The sequence below is a fragment of the Arthrobacter sp. NicSoilC5 genome (assembly GCF_019977395.1).
Lineage (GTDB): Bacteria > Actinomycetota > Actinomycetes > Actinomycetales > Micrococcaceae > Arthrobacter.
The window spans coordinates 3,376,676-3,402,228 of record NZ_AP024660.1 but is presented as its reverse complement, the minus strand read 5'-3'; the positions used below and the strand labels follow the sequence as shown (position 1 = coordinate 3,402,228).

General features: G+C 66.2%; 25 protein-coding genes. 17 read left to right on the top strand and 8 right to left on the bottom strand.

Annotated features, from left to right (window positions below):
- Positions 1–31: 31 nt before the first annotated feature.
- The 4 genes from LDO22_RS15950 to LDO22_RS15935 all read right to left on the bottom strand — a co-directional run bounded on the left by LDO22_RS15950 (position 32) and on the right by LDO22_RS15935 (position 5,020).
- Positions 32–907: a class II fructose-bisphosphate aldolase gene (locus LDO22_RS15950; RefSeq protein WP_224024503.1), complete on the bottom strand. Its 876-nt coding sequence runs from the start codon at positions 905–907 to the stop codon at positions 32–34.
- A complete protein-coding gene (locus LDO22_RS15945; RefSeq protein WP_224024501.1) occupies positions 907–2,373 on the bottom strand; it encodes a GntP family transporter in 1,467 nt (488 codons plus the stop codon). Before LDO22_RS15945 ends, LDO22_RS15950 begins: the two co-directional genes overlap by 1 nt.
- 170 nt (positions 2,374–2,543) lie before the next feature.
- A complete protein-coding gene (locus tag LDO22_RS15940) occupies positions 2,544–3,443 on the bottom strand; it encodes an NAD(P)-dependent oxidoreductase (protein WP_224024499.1) in 900 nt (299 codons plus the stop codon).
- Between the two features lie 80 nt (positions 3,444–3,523).
- A complete protein-coding gene (locus LDO22_RS15935) occupies positions 3,524–5,020 on the bottom strand; it encodes a four-carbon acid sugar kinase family protein (RefSeq protein WP_224024497.1) in 1,497 nt (498 codons plus the stop codon).
- A 173-nt stretch (positions 5,021–5,193) separates the two neighbouring features.
- On the opposite strand from LDO22_RS15935, the gene LDO22_RS15930 reads away from it, so the two are divergent.
- Both LDO22_RS15930 and LDO22_RS15925 read left to right on the top strand, forming a co-directional pair.
- Positions 5,194–5,898, top strand: coding sequence for a FadR/GntR family transcriptional regulator (locus LDO22_RS15930; RefSeq protein ID WP_159633876.1), 705 nt, complete (start codon positions 5,194–5,196; stop codon positions 5,896–5,898).
- Positions 5,899–6,011: 113 nt separating this feature from the next.
- The gene (locus LDO22_RS15925; RefSeq protein ID WP_159633879.1) at positions 6,012–6,224 is read left to right on the top strand and encodes a dodecin; all 213 of its coding nucleotides are present in this window, start codon (positions 6,012–6,014) and stop codon (positions 6,222–6,224) included.
- A 76-nt stretch (positions 6,225–6,300) separates the two neighbouring features.
- Here LDO22_RS15925 and LDO22_RS15920 read toward each other — a convergent pair whose 3' ends face one another.
- Positions 6,301–6,507 carry a hypothetical protein gene (locus LDO22_RS15920; RefSeq protein ID WP_159633882.1) on the bottom strand — a complete coding sequence of 69 codons (207 nt, stop codon included), beginning with the start codon at positions 6,505–6,507 and terminating at the stop codon, positions 6,301–6,303.
- Positions 6,508–6,659: 152 nt separating this feature from the next.
- The gene (locus tag LDO22_RS15915; protein ID WP_224024495.1) at positions 6,660–7,559 is read right to left on the bottom strand and encodes a helix-turn-helix transcriptional regulator; all 900 of its coding nucleotides are present in this window, start codon (positions 7,557–7,559) and stop codon (positions 6,660–6,662) included.
- 214 nt (positions 7,560–7,773) lie between these two features.
- Between LDO22_RS15915 and LDO22_RS15910 the strand changes: the two genes are divergently transcribed.
- From LDO22_RS15910 to LDO22_RS15850, 14 genes are all read left to right on the top strand, one after another.
- The gene (locus tag LDO22_RS15910; RefSeq protein ID WP_224024493.1) at positions 7,774–8,595 is read left to right on the top strand and encodes an aldo/keto reductase; all 822 of its coding nucleotides are present in this window, start codon (positions 7,774–7,776) and stop codon (positions 8,593–8,595) included.
- A gap of 54 nt (positions 8,596–8,649) precedes the next feature.
- Positions 8,650–9,621: an aldo/keto reductase gene (locus tag LDO22_RS15905; protein ID WP_224024491.1), complete on the top strand. Its 972-nt coding sequence runs from the start codon at positions 8,650–8,652 to the stop codon at positions 9,619–9,621.
- Complete coding sequence (locus tag LDO22_RS15900) at positions 9,615–10,637, top strand: NAD-dependent epimerase/dehydratase family protein (RefSeq protein ID WP_224024489.1); 1,023 nt, start codon at positions 9,615–9,617, stop codon at positions 10,635–10,637. Before LDO22_RS15905 ends, LDO22_RS15900 begins: the two co-directional genes overlap by 7 nt.
- Positions 10,638–10,713: 76 nt before the next feature.
- Complete coding sequence (locus tag LDO22_RS15895; protein WP_224024487.1) at positions 10,714–11,451, top strand: TetR/AcrR family transcriptional regulator; 738 nt, start codon at positions 10,714–10,716, stop codon at positions 11,449–11,451.
- Between the two features lie 135 nt (positions 11,452–11,586).
- Entirely contained in the window at positions 11,587–12,843 is a 1,257-nt protein-coding gene (locus LDO22_RS15890; RefSeq protein ID WP_224024485.1) for an acyl-CoA dehydrogenase family protein, read from the top strand.
- Between the two features lie 49 nt (positions 12,844–12,892).
- On the top strand, positions 12,893–14,089 hold the full coding sequence (locus LDO22_RS15885) for an acetyl-CoA C-acetyltransferase (protein ID WP_224024483.1): 1,197 nt from the start codon (positions 12,893–12,895) through the stop codon (positions 14,087–14,089).
- Positions 14,090–14,113: 24 nt separating this feature from the next.
- Complete coding sequence (locus tag LDO22_RS15880) at positions 14,114–15,670, top strand: long-chain fatty acid--CoA ligase (protein WP_224024481.1); 1,557 nt, start codon at positions 14,114–14,116, stop codon at positions 15,668–15,670.
- A gap of 80 nt (positions 15,671–15,750) precedes the next feature.
- Positions 15,751–16,584: an aldo/keto reductase gene (locus LDO22_RS15875; RefSeq protein WP_224024480.1), complete on the top strand. Its 834-nt coding sequence runs from the start codon at positions 15,751–15,753 to the stop codon at positions 16,582–16,584.
- A 132-nt stretch (positions 16,585–16,716) separates the two neighbouring features.
- Positions 16,717–16,983 carry a GlsB/YeaQ/YmgE family stress response membrane protein gene (locus LDO22_RS15870; protein ID WP_043451908.1) on the top strand — a complete coding sequence of 89 codons (267 nt, stop codon included), beginning with the start codon at positions 16,717–16,719 and terminating at the stop codon, positions 16,981–16,983.
- A gap of 126 nt (positions 16,984–17,109) precedes the next feature.
- Complete coding sequence (locus LDO22_RS15865) at positions 17,110–17,532, top strand: YtxH domain-containing protein (protein ID WP_224024478.1); 423 nt, start codon at positions 17,110–17,112, stop codon at positions 17,530–17,532.
- A 217-nt stretch (positions 17,533–17,749) separates the two neighbouring features.
- The gene (locus tag LDO22_RS15860) at positions 17,750–18,973 is read left to right on the top strand and encodes a 13E12 repeat family protein (RefSeq protein ID WP_263422185.1); all 1,224 of its coding nucleotides are present in this window, start codon (positions 17,750–17,752) and stop codon (positions 18,971–18,973) included.
- On the top strand, positions 18,970–19,257 hold the full coding sequence (locus LDO22_RS21790) for a DUF222 domain-containing protein (protein WP_263422184.1): 288 nt from the start codon (positions 18,970–18,972) through the stop codon (positions 19,255–19,257). Before LDO22_RS15860 ends, LDO22_RS21790 begins: the two co-directional genes overlap by 4 nt.
- A 122-nt stretch (positions 19,258–19,379) precedes the next feature.
- Positions 19,380–20,177: a hypothetical protein gene (locus tag LDO22_RS15855; protein WP_224024477.1), complete on the top strand. Its 798-nt coding sequence runs from the start codon at positions 19,380–19,382 to the stop codon at positions 20,175–20,177.
- 324 nt (positions 20,178–20,501) lie between these two features.
- Positions 20,502–21,401: a hypothetical protein gene (locus LDO22_RS15850; protein WP_224024475.1), complete on the top strand. Its 900-nt coding sequence runs from the start codon at positions 20,502–20,504 to the stop codon at positions 21,399–21,401.
- 164 nt (positions 21,402–21,565) lie between these two features.
- On the opposite strand, the gene LDO22_RS15845 is transcribed toward LDO22_RS15850, so the two are convergent.
- A complete protein-coding gene (locus tag LDO22_RS15845; RefSeq protein ID WP_224024473.1) occupies positions 21,566–22,966 on the bottom strand; it encodes a recombinase family protein in 1,401 nt (466 codons plus the stop codon).
- Positions 22,967–23,353: 387 nt separating this feature from the next.
- Positions 23,354–24,211 (bottom strand): putative protein N(5)-glutamine methyltransferase, encoded by an 858-nt coding sequence (locus tag LDO22_RS15840; RefSeq protein ID WP_224024471.1) that lies wholly within the window; start codon positions 24,209–24,211, stop codon positions 23,354–23,356.
- A gap of 210 nt (positions 24,212–24,421) precedes the next feature.
- On the opposite strand from LDO22_RS15840, the gene LDO22_RS15835 reads away from it, so the two are divergent.
- Positions 24,422–25,483, top strand: a complete 1,062-nt coding sequence (locus LDO22_RS15835) for a beta-propeller fold lactonase family protein (RefSeq protein WP_224024469.1) — start codon at positions 24,422–24,424, stop codon at positions 25,481–25,483.
- Positions 25,484–25,553: the final 70 nt, after the last annotated feature.

Here is a 25,553-nt window from a genome sequence, read left to right as displayed (position 1 = left end):
GGCCTCCCGTTCGTGGAAGATTCCGTTCCCGTTACCGTGCCAGCGTGGCCAGCGTGGTGGCAGCGAAGCCCTTCGCCGACGTGTTCCACAAAGCCAGCAGGCCCTGCAGGTTCTCACCGTCGGCACGGTGTGCGGGAAGCTGCTCCTGGAGGGTGGCCAGGACGCCGGTCCGCAGTTCGGTGTTGAAGTTAACCTTGCCAACGTTCATGGCCGCGGCCTTGACCAGCTCTTCAGCGGGAATGCCGGACGCACCGTGCAGCACCAGCGGAATATGGATCCGCGCCGCGATGTCCTGCAGCACGTCCCAGCGCAGCCGCGGCTCGCCCTTGTACTTGCCGTGGACGTTGCCCACTGCGACGGCCAGCAGTTCCGCCCCGGTGCGGGACACGAAGTCCTCCACCTGCGCTGAGTCGGTCAGGCCTGCCACGTCGGCGCCGGACTGACCGGCCCCCGCGGCATCCAGTGGGTCCACGCCGAAGGCACGGTCCTCGTCTCCTGCCAGGCCGCCGAGTTCCGCCTCAAGCACCACGTCGGAGCCCAGCAGGGCACGGGCTGCCTGGACCAGCGCAATGTTGTCCTCGTACGGAAGGGACGAACCGTCGGCGAGGACGGAATCCGCCCCTGCCGTGACGGCGTCGGCCATCACCTGGAGGTCGGAGGCGTGGTCAAGCTGCACAGCGACGGGGACGACGGCGGCGTCAGCCAGCCCACGCAGCGCCGAGATCAGCCGGAGGCCGTTCGCGGTGGCGGCGGTCTTGGGTGCCACCAGCAGGATCACGCCCCTGCCGGATTCCTCGGCGGCGCCCACCACGGCCAGCGCGGTGGTGAAGTCGTAGCAGGTGAAGGCCGGCACTGCGGAACCCTGCTGCAGGGCGGAGGTGACCAGGTGGTCCAGACGGGTCTGCATCAGGCGCCCAGGCCTCCCACCAGGATCCAGGCGACGAAGGTCAGCAGGAAGCCGGCCACGCCCAGGATGGTGGTCAGGACGGTCCAGGTCTTCAGGCCGTCGGAGACGGTGAGGCCGTAGTAGCGCACTACCACCCAGAAGCCGGCGTCTGTTACGTGGGACAGTCCCAGGGCGCCGAAGCCGATGGCAATGACGATCACGGCGATCTGTGCCGGGCTGTAGCCGCCGCCGCTGACTGCTGCGGACAGCAGGCCGGTGGTGGTCACGATGGCCACGGTGGCCGAACCCTGGGCGGCGCGGAGGGCCAGCGAGATGATGAAGCCGAGCAGCAGCAGCGGCACGCCGAGGGTGTCCAGGGTCTTGGACAGCGCCGATCCGATGCCGGAAACCTGCAGTACGTTGCCGAACACGCCGCCGGCGGCCACCACCATCAGGATGGAGGCGATGGGCGGCAGGGAGCCTTCGAAGATCTCGCCGGTTTCCTTGAAGGACCAGCCGCGGCGGACAGCCAGCAGGAAGAAGGACAGCGCCACGGCCACCAGCAGGGCCAGGAAGGGGTTGCCGATGAAGGCAGCGAGGCCGTACAGCGGATCGGACTTGGGAAGCACCAGGGTGCCAACGGTACCGAGCAGGATCTGCACGATGGGCGCTGCGATCAGGAAGATGATCAGGCCCGGGCGCGGGGGTGCGACGGCGGCGGCTCCGGGACCGTCGTGGCCCACCTTGACCAATGATTTGGAGCCGAACTCCTCCACCTGGGCCTTCACGGCCGGCAGCAGCTCGTAGTCCTTGCGGTTCATGATGGACGCAACCCAGTAGGACAGGAAGCCCAGGGGCACGCAGATCAGCAGTGAGATCAGGGCGATGAGCCCGATGTCGGCACCGAGCACGCCGGCGCCGGCCACGATTCCGGGGTGCGGCGGTACCGCGACGTGGATGGCGAGCATGATGCCGGCCATGGGGAGGCCGAACTTCACGGGGTGGACCTTGGCGATCTTGGCGAAGGCGTACACGATGGGCACCAGCACGATGATGCCCACCTCGAAGAAGACGGGGATGGCCACGAGGAAGCCGACGGCGGTCAGCGCCACGGCAACGCGCTTGGCTCCCAGCTTGCGGGTGAAGTGGTCCGCGAGCGACTGGACGCCGCCGGACACCTCGATCATGCGGCCCAGCACTGCGCCGAGCGCGATCAGGATGGCGACTTTGCCCATGGTGCTGCCCACACCGCTGGAGACCACGGTGAAGATGTCCTGCAGCGGGATGGTGGCCGCCACGGCCACCAGGATACTGACGGTGAGCAGGGCCACGAAGGCCTGGATCTTGAAGCGGATGATCATCACCAGCAGGATGGCGATGCCCACCCCTGCGATGGTGAGCAGTACCGGGGTGCCCAGCTCAACGGCGGGCTTGATGGCCGGGGCATCGGCCGCCCGCTGTATCAGCGGGCTCATCAGGTGGTTCACGGGGGGATGTCTCCTTTGACGTGCCGGTCCCGGGGCAGGGCGGCATCAGGGAATGGTGGTGTGGGGATAAACGTTGCGGGACTGCGCCGGCAACGCTGGGAGGTACGACGACGGCGGAGGGGGGACCGCCGTCGTCGTACGTCTTGTGCCGCAAGGGCAGGAGGGGTGGCTTACTTGGTGCGCTTGGCGGGCGCGACCACCTTGATGACGGCGGAGTCATCGGCGGCGGCGAGGCCCTGGGCCTGGCCCAGGAGGTAGAGCTGTTCGGCGGCGGCGGCAACGGGGGCTGCCAGGCCGGCGGCGCGGGTCGCCTTGCCCACGATGCCCATGTCCTTGACGAAGATGTCCAGGCGGGACAGCACCTCGGCACCTTCCTCGTTGTAGGCCTCCAGGATGCGGGGGCCGCGGTTGGAGAGCATGAAGGAACCTGCCGCGCCTGCTTCCAGGGCAGCGAGGGTCTTGGCCTGGTCCAGCCCCAGGGCGTCGGCCAGGGCCAGGGCCTCGGCGGCGGCGGCGATGTGGACGCCGCACAGGAGCTGGTTGACCGTTTTCAGGGCCTGGCCGTCACCGGGGTTGTCGCCCACCACGGTGAGGGTGGAGGCGAGCAGGTCCAGGGCGGGGGCGGCCTTTTCGCGGGCTTCAGGGGAAGCGCCGACGACGATCAGCAGGTCGCCTTCGCCGGCGCGCTTGGGGCCGCCGGACAGCGGCGCGTCCACCAGGTCCACGCCGTATTCGGCCAGCTTGGCGACCGTGGCGGGGATGGCGTCGGTGCCCACGGTGGAGCCGAGGATGACGACGGCGCCCGGCTCCAGGACGGAGGCCACGCCGTTTTCGCCGAAGAGGACGTCGTTGAGCTGTTCACCGTTGCGGACGGCCAGGAGGACGGCGTCGGCACCCTTGGCGGCTTCGCGGGCCGTGCTGAAGGTGGCGATCCCGGCTTCCCGGGCGAGTTCCAGGCGGGGTTCGGCGATGTCGAAGCCGTGGACGGTCAGCTGCGAGGCCAGGCGGGTGGCCATGGGCAGGCCCATGGCGCCGAGGCCCAGGACGGTGACGGTGTAATTGCTGGTCATGGTGTTCTCCTTGAAATTTACTGGGCCCACGCCGACGAGGGCCCCGGCCCGAGCCTGCGAGGGTTGGGAGCCGGTGGGGTTTAGAAAGTGCTGCTGAGCTTGCGGGTGACCTGGGCCAGCGAGTCGTCATCGCCCACGTTGCCGGCGAAAACGATGTACGGGATGCCCTTGGCGGGACCGTCCACTGGTTCCCAGAGGGAAACGATGCCCGGGAGCATGGGGCCGCGGACAATGGCATGCCTGATTTCCAGGCCGTGGGCTGCCACGTCCGAGGACGTGATTCCGCCCTTGGCGATGACGAACCGCGGCGGGAAGGTCTTCAGGGTCCGGTTGACCACATCCACGACGGCGGCGGAAACGGTCCGTGCGATCCGCAGGCTTTCGGCGGGGTCGTCGGTCTTGATGAGGAGCCGGCTGGTGTGCACGATGACGTCGCCGGTGTGGAGGGCTTCGACGACTGCGTCCACGGTCTGGTCCAGGTGCGCCTTGGCTTCATTTTCCTCGCCGAGGAGTTTCTCGACGTCGATCTCGATGATCCGGGCGGAGCTGTGTTCCGCGGTGAGGACGTTGAGCTGGCGCGTGGTGACGCCCACGTGCGAGCCCACCACGATCAGGCCGCCGGCCTCCGACGGCGTGTTGCCCGCGTAGGCCTCCTCCGAGGTCAGCGCGGTGCGGATGTCCTGGCCGATGCGGCCGCGGACGAACGGCGGCCCGACGCGGTACAGCAGCTTCTTGCCGCGGCGCTCGGCTTCTTCCAGGCCCAAAGCCAGCGCGCGGAAGTCGTTCTCGGTGACGATATCCGCGACGATGGGCGTGGAATCGGAGGCCGGTTCGATGGCGTCGGCGATGGCCTTGGCCGAGATGGCCGGGTCCTGGGCGGCGGAGCCGGCACGGATGATGTTCAGGTCCAGGACAATCACGGAGTCTGCCGGGAACCTGCCCTGCGACTTTTCCGCGACGTAGTCCGCCATGACGGAGGTGCTGAAGCCGAAGGAGGCGTCCTTGGCGAACTCGGTCTCGGAGACGGGGACCAGGGTTCCCTTGGCGTCGCCGGTGCCGCGCATGTAGTGGACACCGCCGATGGTGAGCCTGCCGGCGTCGGGGAAGGCGGGGACCAGGACGACGCCGTCGGTCTTCTCACCGCTGACATCGGCAACCGTGGCTGCGATGACGTCCGGTTCCAGGGGGAAGTGGCCGCGGAGGGTGGAATCGCTGCGGCTGACGAAGCCCAGTCGAAGACTGGAGCCGGCGGAGTCCTGCGATCCTGCTGCGGCCAGGGCGTTGCGGACCACTTCCTCGTTGCGGGCTGCCGCCTCGGCCGGGTCAAGGCTGCGGGTGTTGGTGAGGACGTACACGGCGGGCTTGCCCTGGCCGAAGGCCCAGGTGAAGTCTTCCACTTCCCAGCGGGTGAGCACGGGCAGGTCTGCCACGGACTGCGTGCCGGTGGGGTCGTCGTCGAGCACTACCAGGACGCGGGGAACCGCCGCGTTGGAAGCGGCCAGCGCGCCGGCAACCAGCCCGGCGGGAATTTCGAGGTCTGCCGGATAGGCGGCCAGAACGTCTGCTTCATGCGTCACAGTGCACTCCGTTGTGTAGCGATCCGGGCTCGCGGATCCAGATGTAAAGGTAACTGTAAGATGTCTGACATCTTGCATTTGAAAATTAGTGTGGCACACAGCATACGGACGCGCAAGTACACTTGTCTGACATATCCGCCAGGCGTCGGCCGGAGAGAGCGATCGGGGGCAACATGGCAAGGAAGTCACTGGTGGGCGTGGTGGCCGATGAGCTGCTGGACCGCATCATCGAAGGCGAGTTTCCGCCCGGCTCCACCGTTCCCGGCGAACACGAACTGAGCGCTCGCCACGAGGTCAGCCGCATGACGGTCCGCGAGGCGATGAAGACGCTGCAGGCCCAGCGCATCCTCAGCGTGGAGCGCGGCCGGGGCACCTTCGTTAATCCCTTGAGCCGCTGGGCCTCCCTCGAAGCCGTGCTGCGCGCCGCATCCGAGGGCAAGAACGACGCCGATGCCTCCATCCAGCTCATCGAGCTGCGCAGGATGCTCGAAACGGGCGCCTGTGAACTTGCCGCAGGACGGATCGTCGAGGAAGACATCACGTCCCTTTTCAACTACATTTCCGCGATGAAGGCCGCCCACAGCATCAACGATGTTGCCGCTTTCGTGGAAGCAGACCTTGCGTTCCACGACGTCATCCTGCGGGCATCCGGGAATGTGTTCGTGTCGGTCCTGTTTGAGCCGCTGCACCGCGTGCTGGAAAAGCGCAGGACCGAGACCTCCGCCGTCCCTGCGATCCAGGAGCACGCAATCGGCCATCACCAGAACATTGCCGAGGCCCTGGAGTCCCGTGATCCTGACCGGTCGCGCCAGGCCATGGACGCGCACATGCAGCAGACGCTCGATGACTTGAAGCAGCTGGTGCTGGACGCCAAGTAGCCTCCCGTGCCGCGGTCCTGATTACCCCGGGCCCCTGTTCAACGCTCCCGCAGTCCTACTAGGCTTCAGGAACGGCCCGCAACCGGGAGCATCGACGATCACGAGGAGCGAAGTTGTCCAACCACACGTACAGCATTTCTGAAATTGTCGGCACCTCCACCGAGGGCGTGGACGACGCTGTCCGCAACGGCATTGCCAAGGCATCCCAGACCCTGCGGAACCTCGACTGGTTTGAGGTCAAGGAGGTCCGCGGCCACCTGGAGGACGGAAAGGTCGCAGACTGGCAGGTCACCATCAAGATTGGCTTCCGACTGGAAGATCACTAACGCCAAACACAGCTGACCCGCAGCCAACACGTTCCTGACGGTGTTAGCTGCGGGTCAGTTGCGCTTAAGGCAGGACCTAGTTTGCCGTGCCGGGGCTGCGCCGCCGCCAGACGGTGGGCACGCCGTCGAATGCCGGGAACACGTGGCCCTCGAAGAAGGACAGGACCGTGTGGGGATCGATGTCGGGGCTCCAGAGGCCGGAAGCCGGGCAGTGGGAACCGGTGGCGGTGGAGGCGGCGCCGGCAGAGGCCTGGCGCTCCTTCAGCAGGGCGATGCGTTTCATCGTTGAGACCATCCTGGGGTGATAAGAACTGGGCAGGGAAAGCTGGTACTCCCACCCTAGGAAAGGGCCGGCCCGCCACCAATGGGCGGCTGGCCAGAATCACCCCACTTCGCTGGACGAATGTACAGTGGCGTGGGCGCGCGCATGGCCGGTCAGCCCGCGTCGCCGCTTTCGGCCATCGCGGCAGGGTCCCGTTCCAGGCCGGCATCCGGGGCTGCCCCGAGGCTTCCCAGCAGTGCCAGGGCGTCCGACGACGGCGATCCCGGCCGGGCGGAGTACACCCGGAGCGTCTGGTCGGGGTCCTCCGGCAGGACCAGGTTTTCAAAGTTCAGTTCCAGGTCCCCCACCGCGGGATGGTGCAGCCGGACGGTGCCTGCAGCGCGGGTGGCAACCCGGTGCCCCGCCCACCACTGGCGGAAGTGTTCGCTGTGGACCGCCAGCTCCCCCACCAGGTGGTTCGCCTGGGGGTCGTTGGGGTGCCGGCCCACGTCCAGGCGGAGGGAGCCCGCGGCTTCTGCCGCCACGGTTTTCCAGTCCCTGAACAGTTCCCGCGCAGCCGGGTCAAGGATGGTCCAGCGTGTGAGGTTCCGCTCCGCGGGCGGCAGCGCGGGGAAATCGGCGAACAAGAGGAACGCCATCCTGTTGCCGGCCAGCACGTCGTTGCGGCGGCCCAGCACCAGCGCGGGCACCTCCCCCACCGCGTCCAGGAGTTGGCGCAGCGCCGGCCGGACGCCCTGGGCTGCATTGGCACCCGGTTCGCGGGGAGCGCCCGCGCAGTTCTCGAGCAGGTCCAGCATGTGCGCGTGCTCGCTGCTGTCCAGCCGCAGGGCCCTGGCAACGGCGTCCAGGACCGTGCGTGACGGGTGGATATTGCGGCCCTGTTCCAGCCGCACGTAGTAGTCGGTGCTGACCCCGGCCAGGCGCGCCACTTCCTCACGCCGCAGGCCCGGAACCCTGCGGGCGCCCGTACTGGGGCCCGTCCCTGCGACTTCCGGGCTCAGCCGGGACCGCATGGCTTTGAGGAATTTTCCGAACTCGGCGCTTTGACCCATGCAGACCATTGTGCCTGCGTTGGCGTGGCCTGCTCTACAACGAAGGTAGGACTGGCGGTCCTAGGAAAAACAGGATCAGCCTTGGCTGCTGACTTGATGGCGGAAAGTGCATAGGCTCAGGAGTGAGCCGGTGGAAACCGATTTCTCACTGTGTTTCCCCACTCGTCGAGCAACCGGCATCGTTCCCAGCACCATACGTCCAAGGAGTACACCCATGTCAGAGCTGACACTCAACAACGGCGTCACCATTCCGCAGCTTGGCTTCGGCGTTTTCCAGGTCCCGCCGGAGGACACACAGCGAACCGTGGAGGACGCGCTGGAAGCGGGCTACCGCCACATCGACACCGCTGCGGCGTACCGCAACGAGGCAGGGGTAGGGGCGGCCCTCGCAGCCACAGGGATCCCCCGCGGGGAAATTTTCGTGACCACCAAGCTCCGCAATGGCGAGCAGGGCCGGGCGCAGGAGGCGTTCCAGAACAGCCGCAAGGCCCTGGGCCTGGACTTCATCGACCTCTACCTCATCCACTGGCCGGTTCCTTCGCAGGGCCTCTTCGTCCAGGCATGGAAGGAGATGGAGCGGCTGTACGAAAACAAGGAGATCCGCGCCATCGGCGTCTCCAACTTCCTCTCCGACCATCTGGACGCCCTGCTGGAATCCGCGGAAACAGTGCCCGCCGTCAACCAGATCGAGCTTCACCCCAGCTACCAGCAGGCGGACCTTGCGGCCAAGTGCCGCAGCCTGGGCATCGCCGTGGAGGCGTACAGCCCACTGGGCCAGGGCGGTGACCTTAACGGGAACGCCGTCACCACGATCGCCGACGCCCACGGCGCCACCACCGCCCAGGTAGTGCTCGCCTGGCACCTCGCCAACGGCAACATCGTCATTCCCAAATCCGCGAATCCGGGCCGCATCCGGGAAAACTTCGCGGCTTCGTCCCTCAAGCTGTCCGAAGACGAACTGTCCGCCATCACCGCACTGGAGTCCGGCGCGCGCATTGGCTCCGATCCCGCCGTCGCCTCCTTCACCCAGATGTAGGTTCCAGCCGGCCCACCCACCGGTTTGGCAGGCCTACCCTTGAAAGGATCTTCCATGCAGTACACCCATCTGGGCCGCTCCGGCCTGAAAGTCTCCCGCCTCTGCCTCGGCACCATGAACTTTGGGCCGCAGACGGAGGAGGCGGACGCCCACAGCATCATGGATTCCGCGCACGAAGCCGGCATCAACTTCTTCGACACCGCCAACGTATACGGCGGCGCCGACCACCGCGGCTGGACCGAGGAAATCATCGGGCGCTGGTTCGCCAGGGGCGGCGAGCGCCGGGAGCACACCGTCCTGGCCACCAAGCTCTACGGCACCATGACGGACCGGCCCAACGAGTCCAAGCTCTCGGCCCTGAACATCCGCCGTGCGCTGGACGCCAGCCTCAAGCGCCTGCAGACGGACTACATCGATGTGTACCAGTTCCACCACATCGACCGCGACACTCCGTGGGACGAGATCTGGCAGGCCATCGAAGTGGCCGTACAGCAGGGCAAGATCCTGTACTCGGGCAGCAGCAACTTCGCCGGCTGGCACATCGCCCAGGCGCAGGAGGCAGCACGCCGCCGGAACTACACGGGCCTGGTCAGCGAGCAGTCCATCTACAACCTGTTCATGCGGCAGGTGGAACTGGAAGTCATCCCGGCAGCACAGCAGTACGGGCTGGGCCTCATTCCCTGGTCGCCGCTGCAGGGCGGGCTGCTGGGCGGCGTGCTGAAGAAGGAACGCCAGGGAGTCCGCCGCACGGAGGGGCGGGCAGCGGAAACGCTGAAGAAGCACGAGGACCAGATCCGCCAGTACGAGGACTTCGCCGACGAACTGGGCCACGAACCCGGCGACGTGGCCCTGGCGTGGCTCCTCCACCAGCCTGCCGTGACCGCACCGATCGTGGGCCCCCGGACCCAGGAACAGCTGGACGCCGCAATCCGCGCCCTGGATGTCTCCCTGGATGGGGACGCACTCAAGAGGCTGGACGACATTTTCCCGGGACACCGCCCGGCACCGGAAGACTACGCGTGGTAGGCACAATCGCCGCAGATACGGTGGCGCCGAGGAGCATCCTTTTCATCGGCGGGACCGGGGTCATCAGCGCGGCGGCGGCAGAACGTGCCGCCGCGCTGGGCCACCGGCTGACCATCCTGAACCGGGGGCAGTCCGGCAGGCCTGTCCCCGACGGCACCGAAGTGCTGCACGCCGACGTCCGCGATGCGGCCTCCGTCAGGGAGGTGCTGGGCGGAAGGGAGTTCGACGCCGTGGCGGACTTCATTTCCTACACTCCGGACCAGGCCCAAACCAGCATGGAGTTGTTCCGGGAGCGGACGGGTCAGTACGTCTTCATCAGCTCGGCCTCCGCGTACCAGAAGCCGCCCACCAGGCTGCCCATCCGAGAGTCCACGCCGTTGAAGAATCCGTTCTGGCAGTACTCCCGGGACAAGATCGCGTGCGAGGAGCTGCTGTTCAGGGCCTACCGGGAGGACGACTTCCCATTGACGGTGGTCCGGCCCTCGCACACCTATGACCGCACCAAGATTGCGATGGTGGGCGGCTGGACGGACATCCACCGCATGCGCAGCGGCCTCCCGGTCATGGTCCACGGTGACGGCACCTCGCTGTGGACGTTGACGCACAGCAAGGACTTTGCCAAGGCGTTCGTCGGCCTGCTTGGCCGGCCGCAGGCGGTGGGCGAAAGCTACACCATCACCTCCGACGAGTACTTGCCGTGGAACCAGATCTACGGACTCTTCGCCCGCGCCGCGGGCGTCCGGGAACCGGAACTGGTGCATGTGGCCTCCGAAACCATCGCCGCCCACGACCAGGAACTGGGTTCCAACCTCCTGGGGGACCGGTCGCATTCCGTGGTCTTCGACGACACCAAGATCAAGGCCTTGGTCCCGGACTACACCGCCACCATCCCGTTCGCGGACGGAGCACGGGAAATCGTGGCCTGGTATGACAACCACCCGGAGCTGCAGCAGGTCAACGAGGCCTACATGCAGCTTTCGGACAAGCTGACCGGCTGGGCACGGCAGGGCGCCTGAAAGCGGCCACAGGCTGGCCTTCCGCAGCCGGCGGCAGGCCAGCCTGCCGGAGGGCTGCTGTGCTAGATTTCGGCGCATGACTTCGCCCCCTTCCCACCGTCCCGTCGAGGGGCACCCTGCCGATGGGCCCGTCGCGGCAGCCATTGGCCTCCTGGCGAAGCAGGGATTCGACGCAACATCCGTTGAGGAACTCGCAGAAGCCTCAGGCATGAGCCGCAGCACGTTCTTCCGCAGGTTCGGGTCCAAGGAGGACGTTGTCTTCGCCGACCACGAGCAGATCCTGCACCAGGTCAATGAACGGCTCGCCGGATCCAGGCTCGGGCCGCTGGCCGCGGTGGCGGACGCGGCGCTGCTGGTTTTCGACCACCACCTGCGGAACCCCCAGACCTCACGCGCCCGGTACGGGCTGTTGCAGGCAGTGCCGGCCCTCCGCGACCGGGAACTGGTGACCTCGCACCGGTACGAGCGGGCGTTCCTGCACTACCTGAATGACAAGCTGCCCCGGAACGACCGGCGCGAATACAAAGCCGTCGCCTTCGCTGCAGCGGTGGTGGCCGTGCACAACGCCTTCCTGCGGGAGTGGCTGCGGGCCGCGCCTGGCGCCGGGGACACCACTGCAGGCGACCGGGAAAGGGCCACCGCCCTGGCCGCCGAACTCCAGGCCTTGGCGGAAACCTTCCGGCCTGCACTCCTGGGCAGCCCGGCGGACGCCGCCGCGCCCGCCCAACCCTCCCCAACCGTCGTCGTCACCGTTTTTCCCGGCCCTGCCGACAAGGATGCGATCGCCCAGGCGGTGCGGGACGCGCTCCCCTAGCCCCAGCGGCGCCACCTCCAGCCCTGGTACCCAGTTTCTTGACGTGGAACTCCGTTTCATTGCATCCTTGATTGGTGTGGTCCAGGCCACAAGGTCCCGGCCCTCCCGCCGCCGCTGATTCAAAGGATGCATGCAATGACGACGACGTCGCCCGCCCTCGCGCCCACCCGCACCGGGGATCCCGCCGGCTTCCCCGCCGGAACAGTGGAGCCGGAATATGTCCTGACCGAGGCCCTCGGGACGGACCCGGCGTCCATCCTGGCCGGCGTCGGAGACGAGGACCGCGCCTACTGGGAGCGCGCCCGCAGCTTTGTCCAGGACGAGGTCCTGCCCGTCATTGACGGCTACTGGGAACGCGGCGAGTACCCGCTGCACCTCCTCCAGCGCCTGGGCGAACTGGACCTGCTCCGCGACGGCATCACCGTGGAGGGCTTCGCACCCATGAGCAGCATGGCCGCCGGCCTGGTGAACATGGAAATCAGCCGGGGCGATGGTTCCGTGGCCACGATGATTGCCGTCCAGGGCGGCCTGGCCCTGCGCTCCGTGGCTGAATGCGGATCCGCGGCGCAGAAGGAGCGCTGGCTGCCGGCGATTGCCAGGGGCACGGAATACGCGGCGTTCGCCCTCACCGAGCCTACCCATGGCTCCGACTCGGTGGCCCTGGAAACCACGGCAACCCGCACGGACGGCGGGTTCCTGCTCAACGGCGAGAAGAAGTGGATCGGCAACGGCTCCGTGGGCGGCGTCAGCATCGTCTGGGCCCGGGGCGACGACGGCCAGGTCCACGGCTACTTGGTTCCGCAGGACTCCCCCGGCTACACCGCCGCCAAAATCGAAGGCAAGCTTGCCCTCCGCGCCATCTGGCAGGCCCACATCCGCCTGGAGGACGTCTTCGTCCCCGAAGAGAACGTCCTGCCGGGTGCGCGCAGCTTCAAAGACACGGCCCGGGTGCTGCTGGCGACCCGGCTGGGCGTGGCCTGGTCCGCCGTCGGCCATGCCACCGCCTGCTACGAAACGGCCGTCCAGTATGCCAGGCAGCGCAAGCAGTTCGGCCGGCCGCTGGCCGCGTCCCAGATCGTCCAGGAGCGGCTGGCCCGGATGCTCAGTGAACTGGCCACCATGCAGCTGATGGTGGTGCAGATGACGCGGCTCGATGAAGCCGGAACCCTCACACCCGAGCAGGCATCGCTCGTGAAGTACACCTGCACCCGGACCGCACGCGGCATCGCCTCCAACGCCCGTGACCTGCTGGGCGGCAACGGCATCCTGCTGGAAAACCGCGTCGCCAGGCACCTTGCCGACATCGAAGCCATCCACACCTACGAAGGCACCGAAACCATGCAGGCGCTCATCATCGGACGCGGCATCACCGGCACCTCCGCCTTCGCCTAAGCCCTGCCGTTCGGCTTTGGCTGCCCATCATCCCCTGAAAGGACTGTTCTTGAACCAGAACGCCAACATCCCCGTCATCCTGGGCGGCGCCCGCACCCCGTTTGGCAGGTTCCGCGGCGGACTCACGCCCTTTTCCTCCAGCGAACTGGGCGCCCACGCCATCCGCGCCGCGCTGGAACGCACCGGCGTGGCACCGGAGCAGATCGGCGCCGTCATTGTCGGCCAGGTCATCCAGGCCGGCGCGGGCCAGGGCCCCGCACGCCAGGCCAGCCTGGCCGCCGGAATCGGCTGGGACGTTCCCACCATCACCATCAACAAGCTCTGCCTGTCCGGCCTGACGGCCGTGATCGACGCTGCCCGGATGATCCGCACGGGGGAAGCCGACTTCATCGTGGCCGCCGGCCAGGAATCGATGACCAACGCGCCGCACCTGGTCCCCGGGCTGCGGGCCGGCGTCGTCATCGGAGATGCCCCCATGCTGGACTCCCTGAACCATGACGGGCTGCAGGACCCGGTGAGCAAGAAGCTCATGGGTGAGGCCACCGACGCCGGCAACGCCGAACGCGGCATCACGCGCGAAGAGCAGGACGCCGTCGCGGCCCGCTCCCACCAGCGTGCCGAAGCCGCCCGCGCCGCCGGGATCATGGCGGAGGAAATCGCGCCGATCGAGATACCGCAGCGCAAGGGACCTGCCATGACCCTCGAACACGACGAAGGCATCCGTCCGGACACCACCGCCGAATCCCTGGCGCAGCTCCGCCCGGCGTTCTCCAAGGCGGGGACCGCCACCATCACGGCAGGGTCGTCGTCGCCCCTTTCCGACGGCGCAGCGGCGCTGGTCATTGCCAGCAAGGCGGCCGCGGAAGCAGCAGGCCTGGAGTGGATTGCCGAGATCGGCGCCCACGGCCAGACCGCAGGCCCCGACGGATCCCTGCATTCCCAGCCCGCCCGCGCCATCGAGCGCGCGCTCAAGGACCAGGGACTCACGGTGCAGGAGCTGGACCTGGTGGAAATCAACGAGGCCTTCGCCTCGGTCCTCATCCAGTCCGCCAACGATCTCGGCATCGACACCGAAACTGTCAACGCCGAAGGCGGCGCCATCGCACTGGGCCACCCCGTGGGCGCCTCAGGTGCACGCCTGGTGCTGCACCAGGCGCTGGCCTTGAAACGCCGCGGCGGAGGCACCGGGGTCGTGGCCCTCTGCGGGGGCGGCGGCCAGGGCGACGCCCTGATCCTCACAGCGTGACCCATCCCAACAAAGAAGCAGGCCATGACCAACACCAACTCCGCTGACGGCTTCGCCACCATCTCCGTCGCTGCCGTCCTGGCAGAATCAGCCAAGAGGAATCCTGACAGCATCGCCCTCGTTGTGGGCGAGGACCAGGTCAGCTACGCCGACCTGTGGAGCCAAACCCGCGCCTATGCCGGTGCACTGCGGGCGCGGGGAATCGGCCCGGGAGACGCCGTCGCCGTCCTGATCCCCAACGTGCCGGACTTCGCGCGGGTGTACTACGCCATCCTGTCGCTGGGCGCCATCGTTGTCCCGGTCCACGCCCTGCTCAAGGCCCGCGAGATCGAGTACGTCCTGCAGGACAGCGGCGCCAGGCTGCTCATCTGCGCCGCTCCCCTGCTCACGGAGGGCGCCGCCGGTGCTTCAGCCAGCGGGGTCGATGTGCTGACGGTCATGGCTCCCGACGACGGCGGGCTTCCGCGGCTGGAAGCGGAGGCGGCCGCCGTGGAGCCGATCCGGACGTACGAACCCTGCCGCCCATCGGACACGGCCACCATCCTGTACACCTCAGGCACCACCGGCAAGCCCAAAGGCGCACCGGGCAGCCACTTCGCCCTGGTGGAACAAACCAGCGTCCTGCTGACCAGCGTGATGGACTTCCGGCCCGGCGACGTCCTGTTCGGCGGCCTGCCGCTCTTCCACACCTTCGGCCAGACGGTGGTGCTGAACACGGGCCTTCGCGCCGGGGCCACCATCGTCCTCATGCCCCGGTTCACCGGCCCGGACGCCTTGAAGCTGCTGGCGAAGCACGACGTGAACATCTTCCTGGGCGTCCCCACCATGTACGTGGCACTCCTGGAGGCCGCCAAGACCGTGCCGGACCGGCCGGCGGCCCTGCGCTACGGCATCTCCGGTGGAGCCTCACTTCCACTGGCAGTGATGGACCGGTTCCGTGACGTCTTCGGCGTGGAGATCCATGAGGGCTACGGCCTCACCGAGACGTCCCCCGTTGCGGCCTTCAACCACGTGGGCATGCAGCCACGGCCCGGCACCATCGGTATCCCGATCTGGGGCGTTGATATCGAAATCGCCCGCCCTGAGGTGACGGAGCGGATCGAACTGCTGCCCAACGGGGAACTCGGCGAGCTGGTGATCCGCGGCCACCTGCTGATGAAGGGCTACCTCAACCGGCCTGAGGCCACCGCCGAGGCCGTGGTGGACGGCTGGTTCCGCAGCGGGGACCTTGGCACCAAGGACGACGACGGCTACCTCACCATCGTGGACCGCAAGAAGGACATGATCATCCGCAACGGCTACAACGTGTATCCGCGGGAGGTGGAGGAAGTCCTGCTGACACACCCTGCAGTTGTCAGCGCCGCCGTTTACGGCATCCCGCACGATGTCCACGGCCAGGAAATCGCGGCCGCCATCGTGCTGGACGCGGGGGCCAGTGTCACCGAGACCGAGCTGATGGACTTCGCCAGCGCCCAGCTCGCGGCCTACAAGTATCCGCGCGTGGTCAGGATACTGTCCGAGCTCCCGCTGGGACCCAGTGGAAAGATCCTGAAGCGGAAACTGGCAGAGGAACTGGCCTAGGCCGCCGGCAGTATCCTCCGGGCCGTCCCGAATCGCGGGCACCGGGAGCCGGGACGGCCAGGAGGGGGCAGACTGATCGCATGACACTTGCACCGCTCATCGACCTCAATGACGGCAACAGGATTCCGCAGCTGGGGCTTGGCACCTGGCCCCTGGACGACGAACAAGCGGCCGCCGCCGTCGCACAGGCCGTGGAAGCCGGGTACCGGCATATCGACACCGCCGTGAAGTACGGCAACGAACGCGGTGTGGGCAACGGCATCAGGGCCAGCGGCGTGGACCGCAGCGAGCTCTTTATCACCACCAAGCTGGACGGGGAATTCCAAGGCCACGACCGCGCCGTAGCAGGCCTGGAGGGGTCGCTGGCGCGTCTTGGGCTGGATTACGTGGACCTGCTGCTGATCCACTGGCCTCTGCCCGGCAGGGATCAGTACATCTCCACCTGGCAGACCTTTGAACGGCTGCAGGCCGAGGGAAAAGTCCGGTCCATCGGAGTGTCCAATTTCAAGCCGGCGCACCTCGAGCGGCTGATGGCGGAGACTGACGTGGTGCCTGCGGTAAACCAAATCCAGCTCAGTCCGGCCATCACGCGGTCCGCCGAGCGGGAATTCCATAGACGGCATGGCATTATTACTGAGTCTTATAGTCCGTTGGGCGGCTCGGGGGCGGGTTTGTTGGGGGCTCCCATCCTTTCCCAACTGGCGGAAAAGCATGGGAAAACCCCTGGCCAACTCGTCCTTCGGTGGCACATACAAAACGGATTGGTAACGATTCCGAAGACCGCTTCGCCGGAGCGGATGGCAGAGAACCTGGACGTGTTCGATTTCGCCCTGGATCCGCAGGATCTAGCGGAATTGTCCATCCTTGACGAGGGTCCCGGAGCGGGCAACGACTCGGACCAAACGGGACACTGAAACCAGCCTGAACTGCACTTTTTTCCAAAAACGGGGTTGGCAAAAAGATAGTAAGCATGATTACTATTGAGCCAGAAGGATGAAGTGCCTCCGGAACCTGGAGGCCTCCTTTACTTAGGAAGAGAGCTTCAAATGGGATTTATTGCATTTCTGATTCTCGGACTTATTGCTGGTGCGATCGCTAAGGCGATCCTCCCGGGCAGGCAGGGTGGCGGCTGGGTCATCACTCTGATCCTGGGCGTCGTTGGCGCATTGCTCGGTGGCTGGCTGGGCGGGATGATCTTCGGCAGTGGACTGCAGGAGTTCTTCTCGATCCAGACGTGGCTGCTGGCGATCGTCGGCTCGCTGATCGTCCTTGCCATTTACGGCATGGTCACCAAGCGCAGCGCCCGCGGATAACTGCACGGGCAAGCCAGGAAGCCGGCCTGGGGACATCATCCCCGGGCCGGCTTTCATTTTCCCCGGCAACCGGCGCCCGCTGCCCCGGCCGGGACTGACAACCTTCTCGCAGAGCAGGAGATCATCGTGAAAAACAAGCTTCTTTTGGGTGTAGGCGTTGCCGTGGGATACGTCCTCGGTTCGCGGTCAGGCCGCGCTGCTTACGACAAGCTGAAGGCCCGCGCGGCCGGCATCTGGGACAGCAAGCCGGTGCAGGACAAAGTGTCCGTGGCGACGGAAACCATCAAGGAAAAGGCGCCTGAAGTGGCAGACCAGCTTGGGGAAGCCGCACGCAGGGCAGGCACTGTGATTGGCTCTGCGATGCACCGTGACGGCGCATCCGGTGGCGGCCAGGCCTCAGGACCCTCTACTGCTGCCCCTGGTACTTCGACCGGCACTTCCGGGACCGGCGACGCCGGCGCCCTGGGCGGGGACCACATCCCAGCCCACAGCACCCACCCGGAGACCACCAACCTTGGTACCTCCGATGGGAACGGCACGAAGTCCTAGTTGACTCTTCACCGGTCATTCATGACGCGGGTCCCGCCGCATGACATGGGAATGACCAGCCGTTGTGCTACAAGTGAATCGCCTTGCCGGCCGTCGCGATCCTTGGGGGACGCGGCGGCCGGCAGTGTTTAAGGGTGGATCCACTACGGTTCGCGCGTTTTCCACATAGGGGTCTTTGGGTCTCTTCGTTGTCAGTGGTGGCTGGCAGAGTGTGGTTATGGAGGCCATTGGGGAGCATCTTGGTGCGGCGTACGGCCGGAAAGCGTACGACGCCGGCAGCTGGCTGCCGCGCCCGGCCCACCTTCATGCGGTCCCAGGGGAGGCTTCACAGCACCGGGCCACAGGTCCTGGCCACCAGGACCTCCTGGCTGGGTTGGCGGTCCGGATCGCGGCCGTTGCCGTGGCCGCCCCGGATGTTCTGGCGTCTGCCTCTTATCTCGAGGCCGCCGAGTTCGCCGCCCGCGCCGAGGACCTCGCCCGGAGCGTGGAGTACCTGCAGCTCCTGGGCGCCGGGGCGGTGGACCGGACCCGCGCCCAGGCCATCACCGACGCCGCAGCCACGACCCGTGCCGCCCGGTCCGCCGCCGTGGTTGAGACCGACGCGACCTGGCCCAATCCGCCCGCCGGTCCTGGCCGCCCGGTGGTGTCACCGGCCGATGACGGGTGCCGGAACACTGCGGAGTTCCTCCGCCTGCGCTTGCGGATCCCCATCCGCGAAGCCCGCCGCCGCCTCACCCTCGCCCACCAGGTCCTCCCGGCCACCAGCCTCACCGGCGAACCACTCCCACCAGCCCGGCCCCACCTCGCCGCCGCAATCACCCCCACCACCACAGGGGCCACGGAGACCGGGATCACGTCCCCGGCCGGGTACGGACCTGCCGTGTCCTCGCACGCCGCCACCCTCATCACGGCAACCCTGGACCGGCTCCAGCACCACACCACCGCCGAGACCCTGGACACGATCGAACACCACCTCACCACAGCCGCCACCACCACCGACCCTGACTTCCTGACCCGCGTCGCCCAACGCTGGACCGACACCATCGACGCCGACGGGAGCGAACCCACCGAAGAAGCCCTCCGCCACACCCAGGGCGCCTTCATCCGCAAGCCCCGCCACGGCCTCCACCACCTCGAGATTTTCGCCACCACCGACCAATACGAACACCTCCTCACCGTCATGAACACCGCCACCAACCCCCGCACCGCCGGGGACAAGGCAGCAGCATGCCAACCCGGCGGGATTGACCTGGACCGGCGCACCCGCGCCCAGAAACAACTCGACGGCCTCATTACCGCCGCAAAAACAGCCCTCACCACCAACACCCTGCCCACAACCGGCGGCAACCGACCCCACATCATCGCCACTATCAACTACCAAGACCTCTTCCCCCCAACCCCGCCACACCCACAAGCAAAGACCACAGCGCAGAAACAGTGACAGGTACGGGGACCTTCGCCTTCACCGGACCCGTCCCCGCCGCCACGCTCCGCAAAGTCGCCTGCGACGCCGACATCATCCCCGCCCTCCTGGGCACCACCGGCGAAATCCTCGACCTCGGCCGCAAAACCCGCCTCTTCACCCCCGCCCAACGCACCGCCCTCACCACCCGCGACCAAGGCTGCGCCTTCCCCAACTGCACCACCCCCCGCACCCTGGTGCGAAGCCCACCACATCACCTACTGGTCCCACGGCGGGCCCACCACCACCAACAACGGCGCTAATTGTTAATACGTCCTCTTCTCGGGCTGTAGGCTAGCCGGGGATCAAGGGGAAAGCGAAAAGAAGCATGGAAAAAAGGTCTACGGCCGGATATATATACATCGGTACCGCTGTTCGGTATCTCATGGACGCGAATTCCGGGTCGCTGATATTTTCCGAAGGTGCCGTTGCGGAAAATATCCAGCAGCTCGACCTGCTTCTGCAGCGGTACGAATTCCATGTCACGCACAGATTGCTCCACCCCCTACTCGAGATGATCAAGGCTTGGGAAAGGGAAGCTGGAGTGGACCCTGCCAAGCCGGCAGAGTTAGACCTCCTAAAGATGGAAGACGGAGACAAATCCATTTCTGGAGCCACGGCAACAAGCCCACGTGCACTGACGCAGGAAGAAACGGAAAAACTGTGGAGGCGAGCTGAGATTCTTCGCGAGGCCCTTCTGGCCGAGGCATCCGGGAAGATTAACTATGCCGCGTCAGATAAGCGTTATACGATCCAGAAGCTCACCGACGAGTTTTCTACTTTGATGGCGTCGGGAGTCTTTGCTGAGCTCCCGGAAATCGCCCAGGTAGATATGCGCGAGGCCGGACGGTGCATCGCATACGAACTACCGACATCTGCAGCGTTCCATCTTATGCGTGGAACCGAAGCGGTACTCCGGCATTACTACTGCTGCAAGGTACGGCGGAATCGAATCAAGCAGCCGCTTATGTGGGGCCCGATGGTGACCCACCTCAAAGAGAAAAAGGTTCCGGCGGGCCTCTTGGATGCACTTGATAGCATCCGCCGTAATTATCGCAATCCGACTCAGCATCCCGACAAAGTGTACGACCTCGACGAAGCGCAGGATCTTTTGTCACTCAGCCTTGACGTGACTAACCGAATGATCCGTGACATTCAAGTGGCGAACGCGAAGACGCCGTAACTGCCTCGAAGCGGTTGTGACGCCGCAGGCGGCACAACCGCCTTTACTTGAAATAGCAACATAACTCGGAAGTGTCCCAGCAGACCGAGAACCCAAACCACAGGGACAGATGGCAAGGGACGCAGCGCCCGGAGGACGCTCAGCGTCCGAGGACGAACGGTCCCGCGGCAGGTAGTGACAGCCGTGTAATTCGTGTGGCAAGATGGGCGCATTGCAGTACCCGGCAGGACCAACTCAGGGCCGGTATGGATTCTTAGCAGGTGGCCTTCCTGAGGGGCTGAGCAGCGTGGTAGGCCCGCGTCCATACGGAATGCTCACGGTTAAATGACAGAGTTGGGCCCGCCGGAGCGAGACCGGATGCTGAGGCCCCTGTCGAAAATCAACTTCTGTTTTCTTTTCTCAGTGGACCTTGGCGATTCCTTGTCGGTTTCGTTCTCTTGGGGTCCTATGTCTACGTCACCTGTCAGCACTTCTCTTGGCCGGCTCATCGCCGCCGATGCCGGCTGGTTCTTCTCGCTGTTTCCGGATGCCGGCGAGGGCGGCGGTGGGTTCCGGTCGTCGTACAAACCAAACCGCGCGTTCGTGGCAAAAGGCTCTGCTGCCGATCCAGAGCGTGCGGCTGCGGAGGCCGGGAAGCGGGCACGGTCGAAACTTCGCCGCTACTGTGCAGCAAACCGGCTCAACCGTCTCGGCACCCTCACATACGCAAAGCCCTGCCATGATCCGCAGGAACTGCGCTCCCATCTTGGCGCATTTTTCCGGGACCTCCGGTCAGGACTTGGTGGCTCTCCACTGCCATACGCCTGGGTTCCGGAGTGGCACAAGACAGATCACGGCCTACATGCCCACTTCGCCGTCGGCCAATACATCCGGCAGCGCCTGATCAGAGAAGTGTGGGGCCGCGGGCACGTCCATATCAAGCTGCTGGGTGACTTGCCGGTCGGCTCCGGGGCTTTGTCCGAGGCCCGCAAGGCAGCCGGATATCTGTCCAAGTACGTGACCAAGACGTTCACTGATCCAGAGTCGCGGGTATTCGGGCTGCACCGTTACGACGTGGCGCAGGGCTTCCAACCGGTCAGACTTGCTCTCAGCGGCGACTCCCCCGGTGACGTTCTCGCCCAGGCTTCCGATTACCTGAACGGCCCACCTGTCACGCAGTGGTCTTCGGCTTCCGTTGAGGACTGGGCAGGTGCCCCTGCTATCTGGGCGCAGTGGGGTGCGTGATGGTCGATCAGCGGGTGCTGGCTGAGTGGGTGGAGGCCACGTGCGCTGCCCAGGGTGTTCCGGTTCGCGTGACTGATCCCGGTGTTCTTGCCCGGGTTGGCGTGCTTATGGGTGCCGCGCAGGGAACGGACGGACGCGGCAGCGGCCGGAGTACCGCCGCGGCGTCATAGCTGCCACACGGGCTGAATCCGGGCCGGGTCCAGTGACCGTGCCCCAGGTGTTCCGGGCAGGATGGTCGCATAGTCCAAAACGGCCTTGATGATCGCGGCCTGCCGGTCAAGGTTCAGCGTTTCCCACTGTTCCTTCAGCTGGCTGCCGGTGCCGATCAGGCCATCAAGTGCTGTTGAGTTGGATGCCTGCACCAGCTGCCGTTCGGTGGCTTTGATTCTGGCTTCGATGGGACCGCGGGCGGCCTTCCACTCCGCGCTCGAGATGTCTTTCGCTGCCCATAGTTCAGAAAGCTCCTTCATCTGGTTCCGGTCATCTTCCAGCGACTCAAGCAAGGTGCTTTGTCGGTCGTCGGCTGCGCGGCGGCCTTTCAGCGTTTCGGACAACTCGATGGTGTCCAGGCGCATAAGAACGCCTGCGGCAAGAAACTCTTCCAGTGGGGCGGCGACGATCGCGATGCCACCGCAACCGCCGTGGTCGGGCCCAGACAGGCAGACGTAGCGGCGGGTGTCGACGCGAATGGCGGAGAATAGTTTGTTTCCGCATTTGCCGCAGCGAAGGAGCCCGGAGAGGACGTAGCGGCGCGGGGCGCGGGCGTTCGTGCGCCTCTTGGTTTCGAAATGGCCAAGAATCTGCTGTCGCTGTTCACGTGTGATGATAGCGGGCCACTGGGCGTCCGCAACGACGATTCCCTTGTGTTCCCGCAGTCCTGCGATTCGCCCGGATTTGAGTATCGCGTTCAGCGTCATCGTCTGCCACTGACCACCAGCAGTGGTCTGTACGCCTTCCTCGTTCAGCCACACACAGATGGAACGTGATGATTCCCCGGCGAGGAACCGGGCCACGGCCTGCCGAAGAATTTCCGCCTCGGCCTCGTTGACCATCATGCGGTCCTGCTCATATCCGAAGGGGCGGTGGTGTCCGCCGTTCGGTAGTCCTTGTTCTGCGGTTTGACGCGCCTTGCGCTGGAGGCGCTGGGACTTCCGGCCGGATTCTTTGGAGGCAATCGCTGCCAGGATGCGGGCCATGAACAGGCCGTCATCATTGCCAAGATCGATGTCCGCTGTCACGGATTTGACCTGTGTCACCCCAGCCAGTTCACACAGCTTGGTGAACTGTTCCAGCTCCATCGGCTGCCGGGTCAACCGGTCCATGTTGTAGACGATTACGGCGTCACGGTAGCCTCCGGCAAGATCATCGAGCATCCGCTGGTACTGCGGCCGCGGCTTTCCTTTGAAGGCGCTGATGTCGTTGTCCACGTACTCCTCACCCACGGTCCAGCCATGATCGGCGGCGAGTTTCCGGCAGTCCTCCAGCTGGCGTGTCACGCCCAGGGCCTCCCCCGTCTGGTCTGAGGAGATGCGGGCGTAGATCGCGGCCGAGCGGGGCTTTTGCATGGGGTCGGACTAACAAAGCGTCAGTAACGGCGTCCTGCTCTGCAGCCACCACCACCACCTCGTCCACAAAGAACAATGGACCATCACCACCACCCCCGGCACTCCAGCCTTCATCCCCCCACCCCACATCGACCCCACCCAAACACCCCAACAAAACCACTACTTCAAACCACCCCCGCCACCCCACCCTCGGCAATAATGAAGGCTGGCTGGAAAGACGTTGCTTGAGGCATTGCTTCGGCCATTCGGTGCGCACTTTGAGGCCTGGCAAGATCTGCTAACACGCGCACTTTCAGGAACGGCAGCTGGAGGGGTAGCAGGAACGGCCGCTAGCAGGTTTCACAAACGGCAGCGATAGGTGGGCGCGGCACACGGAAAGCCACTGCCTTACGCCGCGCCCACACCTTGGGCCGGCAGGCGTCCGACGACCACCGTCCCGTCCAGTTCTTCCGACCGCACAGTACGAACCGCGAACCCGGCTGCGGCCAAGATGCCGGAGGTCCCGGCTGCCTGCTGCTCACTGGTCTCGATCAGCAGATGACCGTGGGGAGCCAGCCAGTGAACGCCTTCGGCGGCGACCCGTCGGTGGAAGTCCAGGCCATCCGGGCCTCCGTCGAGCGAGGCAGCGGGTTCGTACAGGCGGGCTTCCGGCGGCATGGTGCGAATTGCACGCGTAGGGACGTACGGAGCGTTGACCGCGAGCACCCGGACCCGGCCGGGCAGCGCGGCGGGGAGGGCTGCGAACAGGTCACCCGCATGGACATGGCCGCCCAGGGGTTCCAGGTTCCGCCGGGCACACCTTACGGCAGCAGGCTCGATATCCGCTGCATGCAGCTCCACCTGCGGGGCATGGCGAAGGATGGCGGTTCCCACGGCCCCGGATCCGCAGCAGAGATCCACCACCACCGGGGGTGCCGGCAGTGCGGCATCCGCCGGGAGGGCCAGGGCGTCCTCCGCCAGCAGGTCCAGGGCCGCGTTGACCAGGAGTTCCGTGCGTCGCCGCGGCACGAAAACGCCGGGCTCAACCACCACGCGGCCGCCGGCAAATTCAGCCCAGCCCAGGATGTGCTCGAGGGGGACGCCTTCCACCCGCTGCTGGATATTGCGTGACAGTTCCGCGGGGCCGGCGCCCTCAGCGAGGAGGAGCCGGGCCTCATCTTCGGCGAAAACACAGCCTGCGGAACGCAACTGGGAGACGATCTGGTCGTAGCCCAGCTGCGGGGATTGGCCGTGAGCAGCCGGCAACCCACGAGGAGGCTGAACGCCGCCCTCCCGCCAGCCCACGGACACCTCCACGCGGGCTAGGCCCAGGTCTCCGAAGGGCCCCGGGTGGGGAAAATCGACGTAGCTGCAGCCATAACCGCGCCCGCCTCCCTTCTGCCACTGCCGGAAATCCCATGCTAATCGGCGGCCCGGGGTACGGGAATAGGGGCGAAAGCTTGGCAGGATTGGACCATGACCAACGGCGCAGCCACCAACAATCGGGCCAGCAACATCCTGTGGATCGGCACGTATACCCCCGACGGCGGCGGCCGTGCGGACGGCATCGGCGCTGTCCGCGCGCACCAGGACGGCAGCCTGGAATGGTTGGGAACGGCTGTCGAGGCTCAATCGCCGTCGTTCGTTGCTGTACACCCGACCCTTCCTGTGGTGTACGCGGCGGCTGAGCAGCGCAGGAAGGTCCGGGCCTACCGCCGGCACGGCGAGGCCGCCCTGGAACCCTACGGGGAACCGCAGCCGGCCGGTGAGGCCACCTGCCATGTTGCCGTTGACCCGCACGGCCGCTTTGTCACGGCCGCGTGCTGGGGCGACGGGCAGGTCCTCCTCTACGAGCTGGATTCCGACGGCGGCATGGCCGGGCGGTTCCCCGCCGCACCGTCGGTTGATCCCCACGCGGCCCTTTCTCCCGGCAGCCCGCGGCAAAGCCGCGCCCACGCCAGCCTGATGCTCCAGGACGGCCGCGTGATGACCACAGACCTGGGCCATGACACCCTCCGCATCTGGACCTACCAGCCGGGCGCCGGGCTGGTGGCGGACCACGAGGTGGTCCTCCCCTTCGGCTGCGGCCCGCGGCACCTGGTGGAGCACCCGAACGGGAACGTCTTCATCGTGTCGGAGTACTCCGTGGAAGTCTTCGTGGTCCGTCCCGAGGCCGGCACCTACGAGCTGGTATTCCGGGGACCTGCAACAGCGGGAGGAAGCCAGCAAGGCGACTCCGCCGCCGAGATCTGCCTGGGCCCGCGGGGGAACTTCGCCTATGCCGGCGTCCGCGGCTCCAACCTCATCAGCGTCCTGGAGGTTGCCGGGGATGGCACCGAACTGGTCCCCGTCAAGGACTTTGACAGCGGCGGGAACTGGCCGCGCCACCACGTGGTCCGCGGAAACTGGCTCCATGTGGCGCACGAACGATCACACAACATCGCGACCTTTGAACTGGATCCCATCACCGGCCTTCCCGGACGGGTGCTGCACACCCTGCATGCAGCCTCGCCCACCGCGCTGGTAGCCGCCGGCTAGCACTGCAGGTCCGGGCGGAAAGTTACCGCGCCAGCGCGCTCCCTAAACACTGGAGTAATTCAGTGCAAGC

What these genes read in the sequence shown, in the direction of transcription:
- LDO22_RS15905 (WP_224024491.1), top strand. Translation starts at nt 8,650, where the DNA reads ATGCAGTACACCCATCTGGGCCGCTCCGGCCTGAAAGTCTCCCGCCTC.
- LDO22_RS15920 (WP_159633882.1), bottom strand. Translation starts at nt 6,507, where the DNA reads ATGAAACGCATCGCCCTGCTGAAGGAGCGCCAGGCCTCTGCCGGCGCC.
- LDO22_RS15845 (WP_224024473.1), bottom strand. Translation starts at nt 22,966, where the DNA reads ATGCAAAAGCCCCGCTCGGCCGCGATCTACGCCCGCATCTCCTCAGAC.
- LDO22_RS15860 (WP_263422185.1), top strand. Translation starts at nt 17,750, where the DNA reads ATGGAGGCCATTGGGGAGCATCTTGGTGCGGCGTACGGCCGGAAAGCG.
- LDO22_RS15855 (WP_224024477.1), top strand. Translation starts at nt 19,380, where the DNA reads ATGGACGCGAATTCCGGGTCGCTGATATTTTCCGAAGGTGCCGTTGCG.
- LDO22_RS15895 (WP_224024487.1), top strand. Translation starts at nt 10,714, where the DNA reads ATGACTTCGCCCCCTTCCCACCGTCCCGTCGAGGGGCACCCTGCCGAT.
- LDO22_RS15835 (WP_224024469.1), top strand. Translation starts at nt 24,422, where the DNA reads ATGACCAACGGCGCAGCCACCAACAATCGGGCCAGCAACATCCTGTGG.
- LDO22_RS15875 (WP_224024480.1), top strand. Translation starts at nt 15,751, where the DNA reads ATGACACTTGCACCGCTCATCGACCTCAATGACGGCAACAGGATTCCG.
- LDO22_RS15915 (WP_224024495.1), bottom strand. Translation starts at nt 7,559, where the DNA reads ATGGGTCAAAGCGCCGAGTTCGGAAAATTCCTCAAAGCCATGCGGTCC.
- LDO22_RS15850 (WP_224024475.1), top strand. Translation starts at nt 20,502, where the DNA reads ATGACAGAGTTGGGCCCGCCGGAGCGAGACCGGATGCTGAGGCCCCTG.
- LDO22_RS15910 (WP_224024493.1), top strand. Translation starts at nt 7,774, where the DNA reads ATGTCAGAGCTGACACTCAACAACGGCGTCACCATTCCGCAGCTTGGC.
- LDO22_RS15930 (WP_159633876.1), top strand. Translation starts at nt 5,194, where the DNA reads ATGGCAAGGAAGTCACTGGTGGGCGTGGTGGCCGATGAGCTGCTGGAC.
- LDO22_RS15870 (WP_043451908.1), top strand. Translation starts at nt 16,717, where the DNA reads ATGGGATTTATTGCATTTCTGATTCTCGGACTTATTGCTGGTGCGATC.
- LDO22_RS15940 (WP_224024499.1), bottom strand. Translation starts at nt 3,443, where the DNA reads ATGACCAGCAATTACACCGTCACCGTCCTGGGCCTCGGCGCCATGGGC.
- LDO22_RS15880 (WP_224024481.1), top strand. Translation starts at nt 14,114, where the DNA reads ATGACCAACACCAACTCCGCTGACGGCTTCGCCACCATCTCCGTCGCT.
- LDO22_RS15950 (WP_224024503.1), bottom strand. Translation starts at nt 907, where the DNA reads ATGCAGACCCGTCTGGACCACCTGGTCACCTCCGCCCTGCAGCAGGGT.
- LDO22_RS15890 (WP_224024485.1), top strand. Translation starts at nt 11,587, where the DNA reads ATGACGACGACGTCGCCCGCCCTCGCGCCCACCCGCACCGGGGATCCC.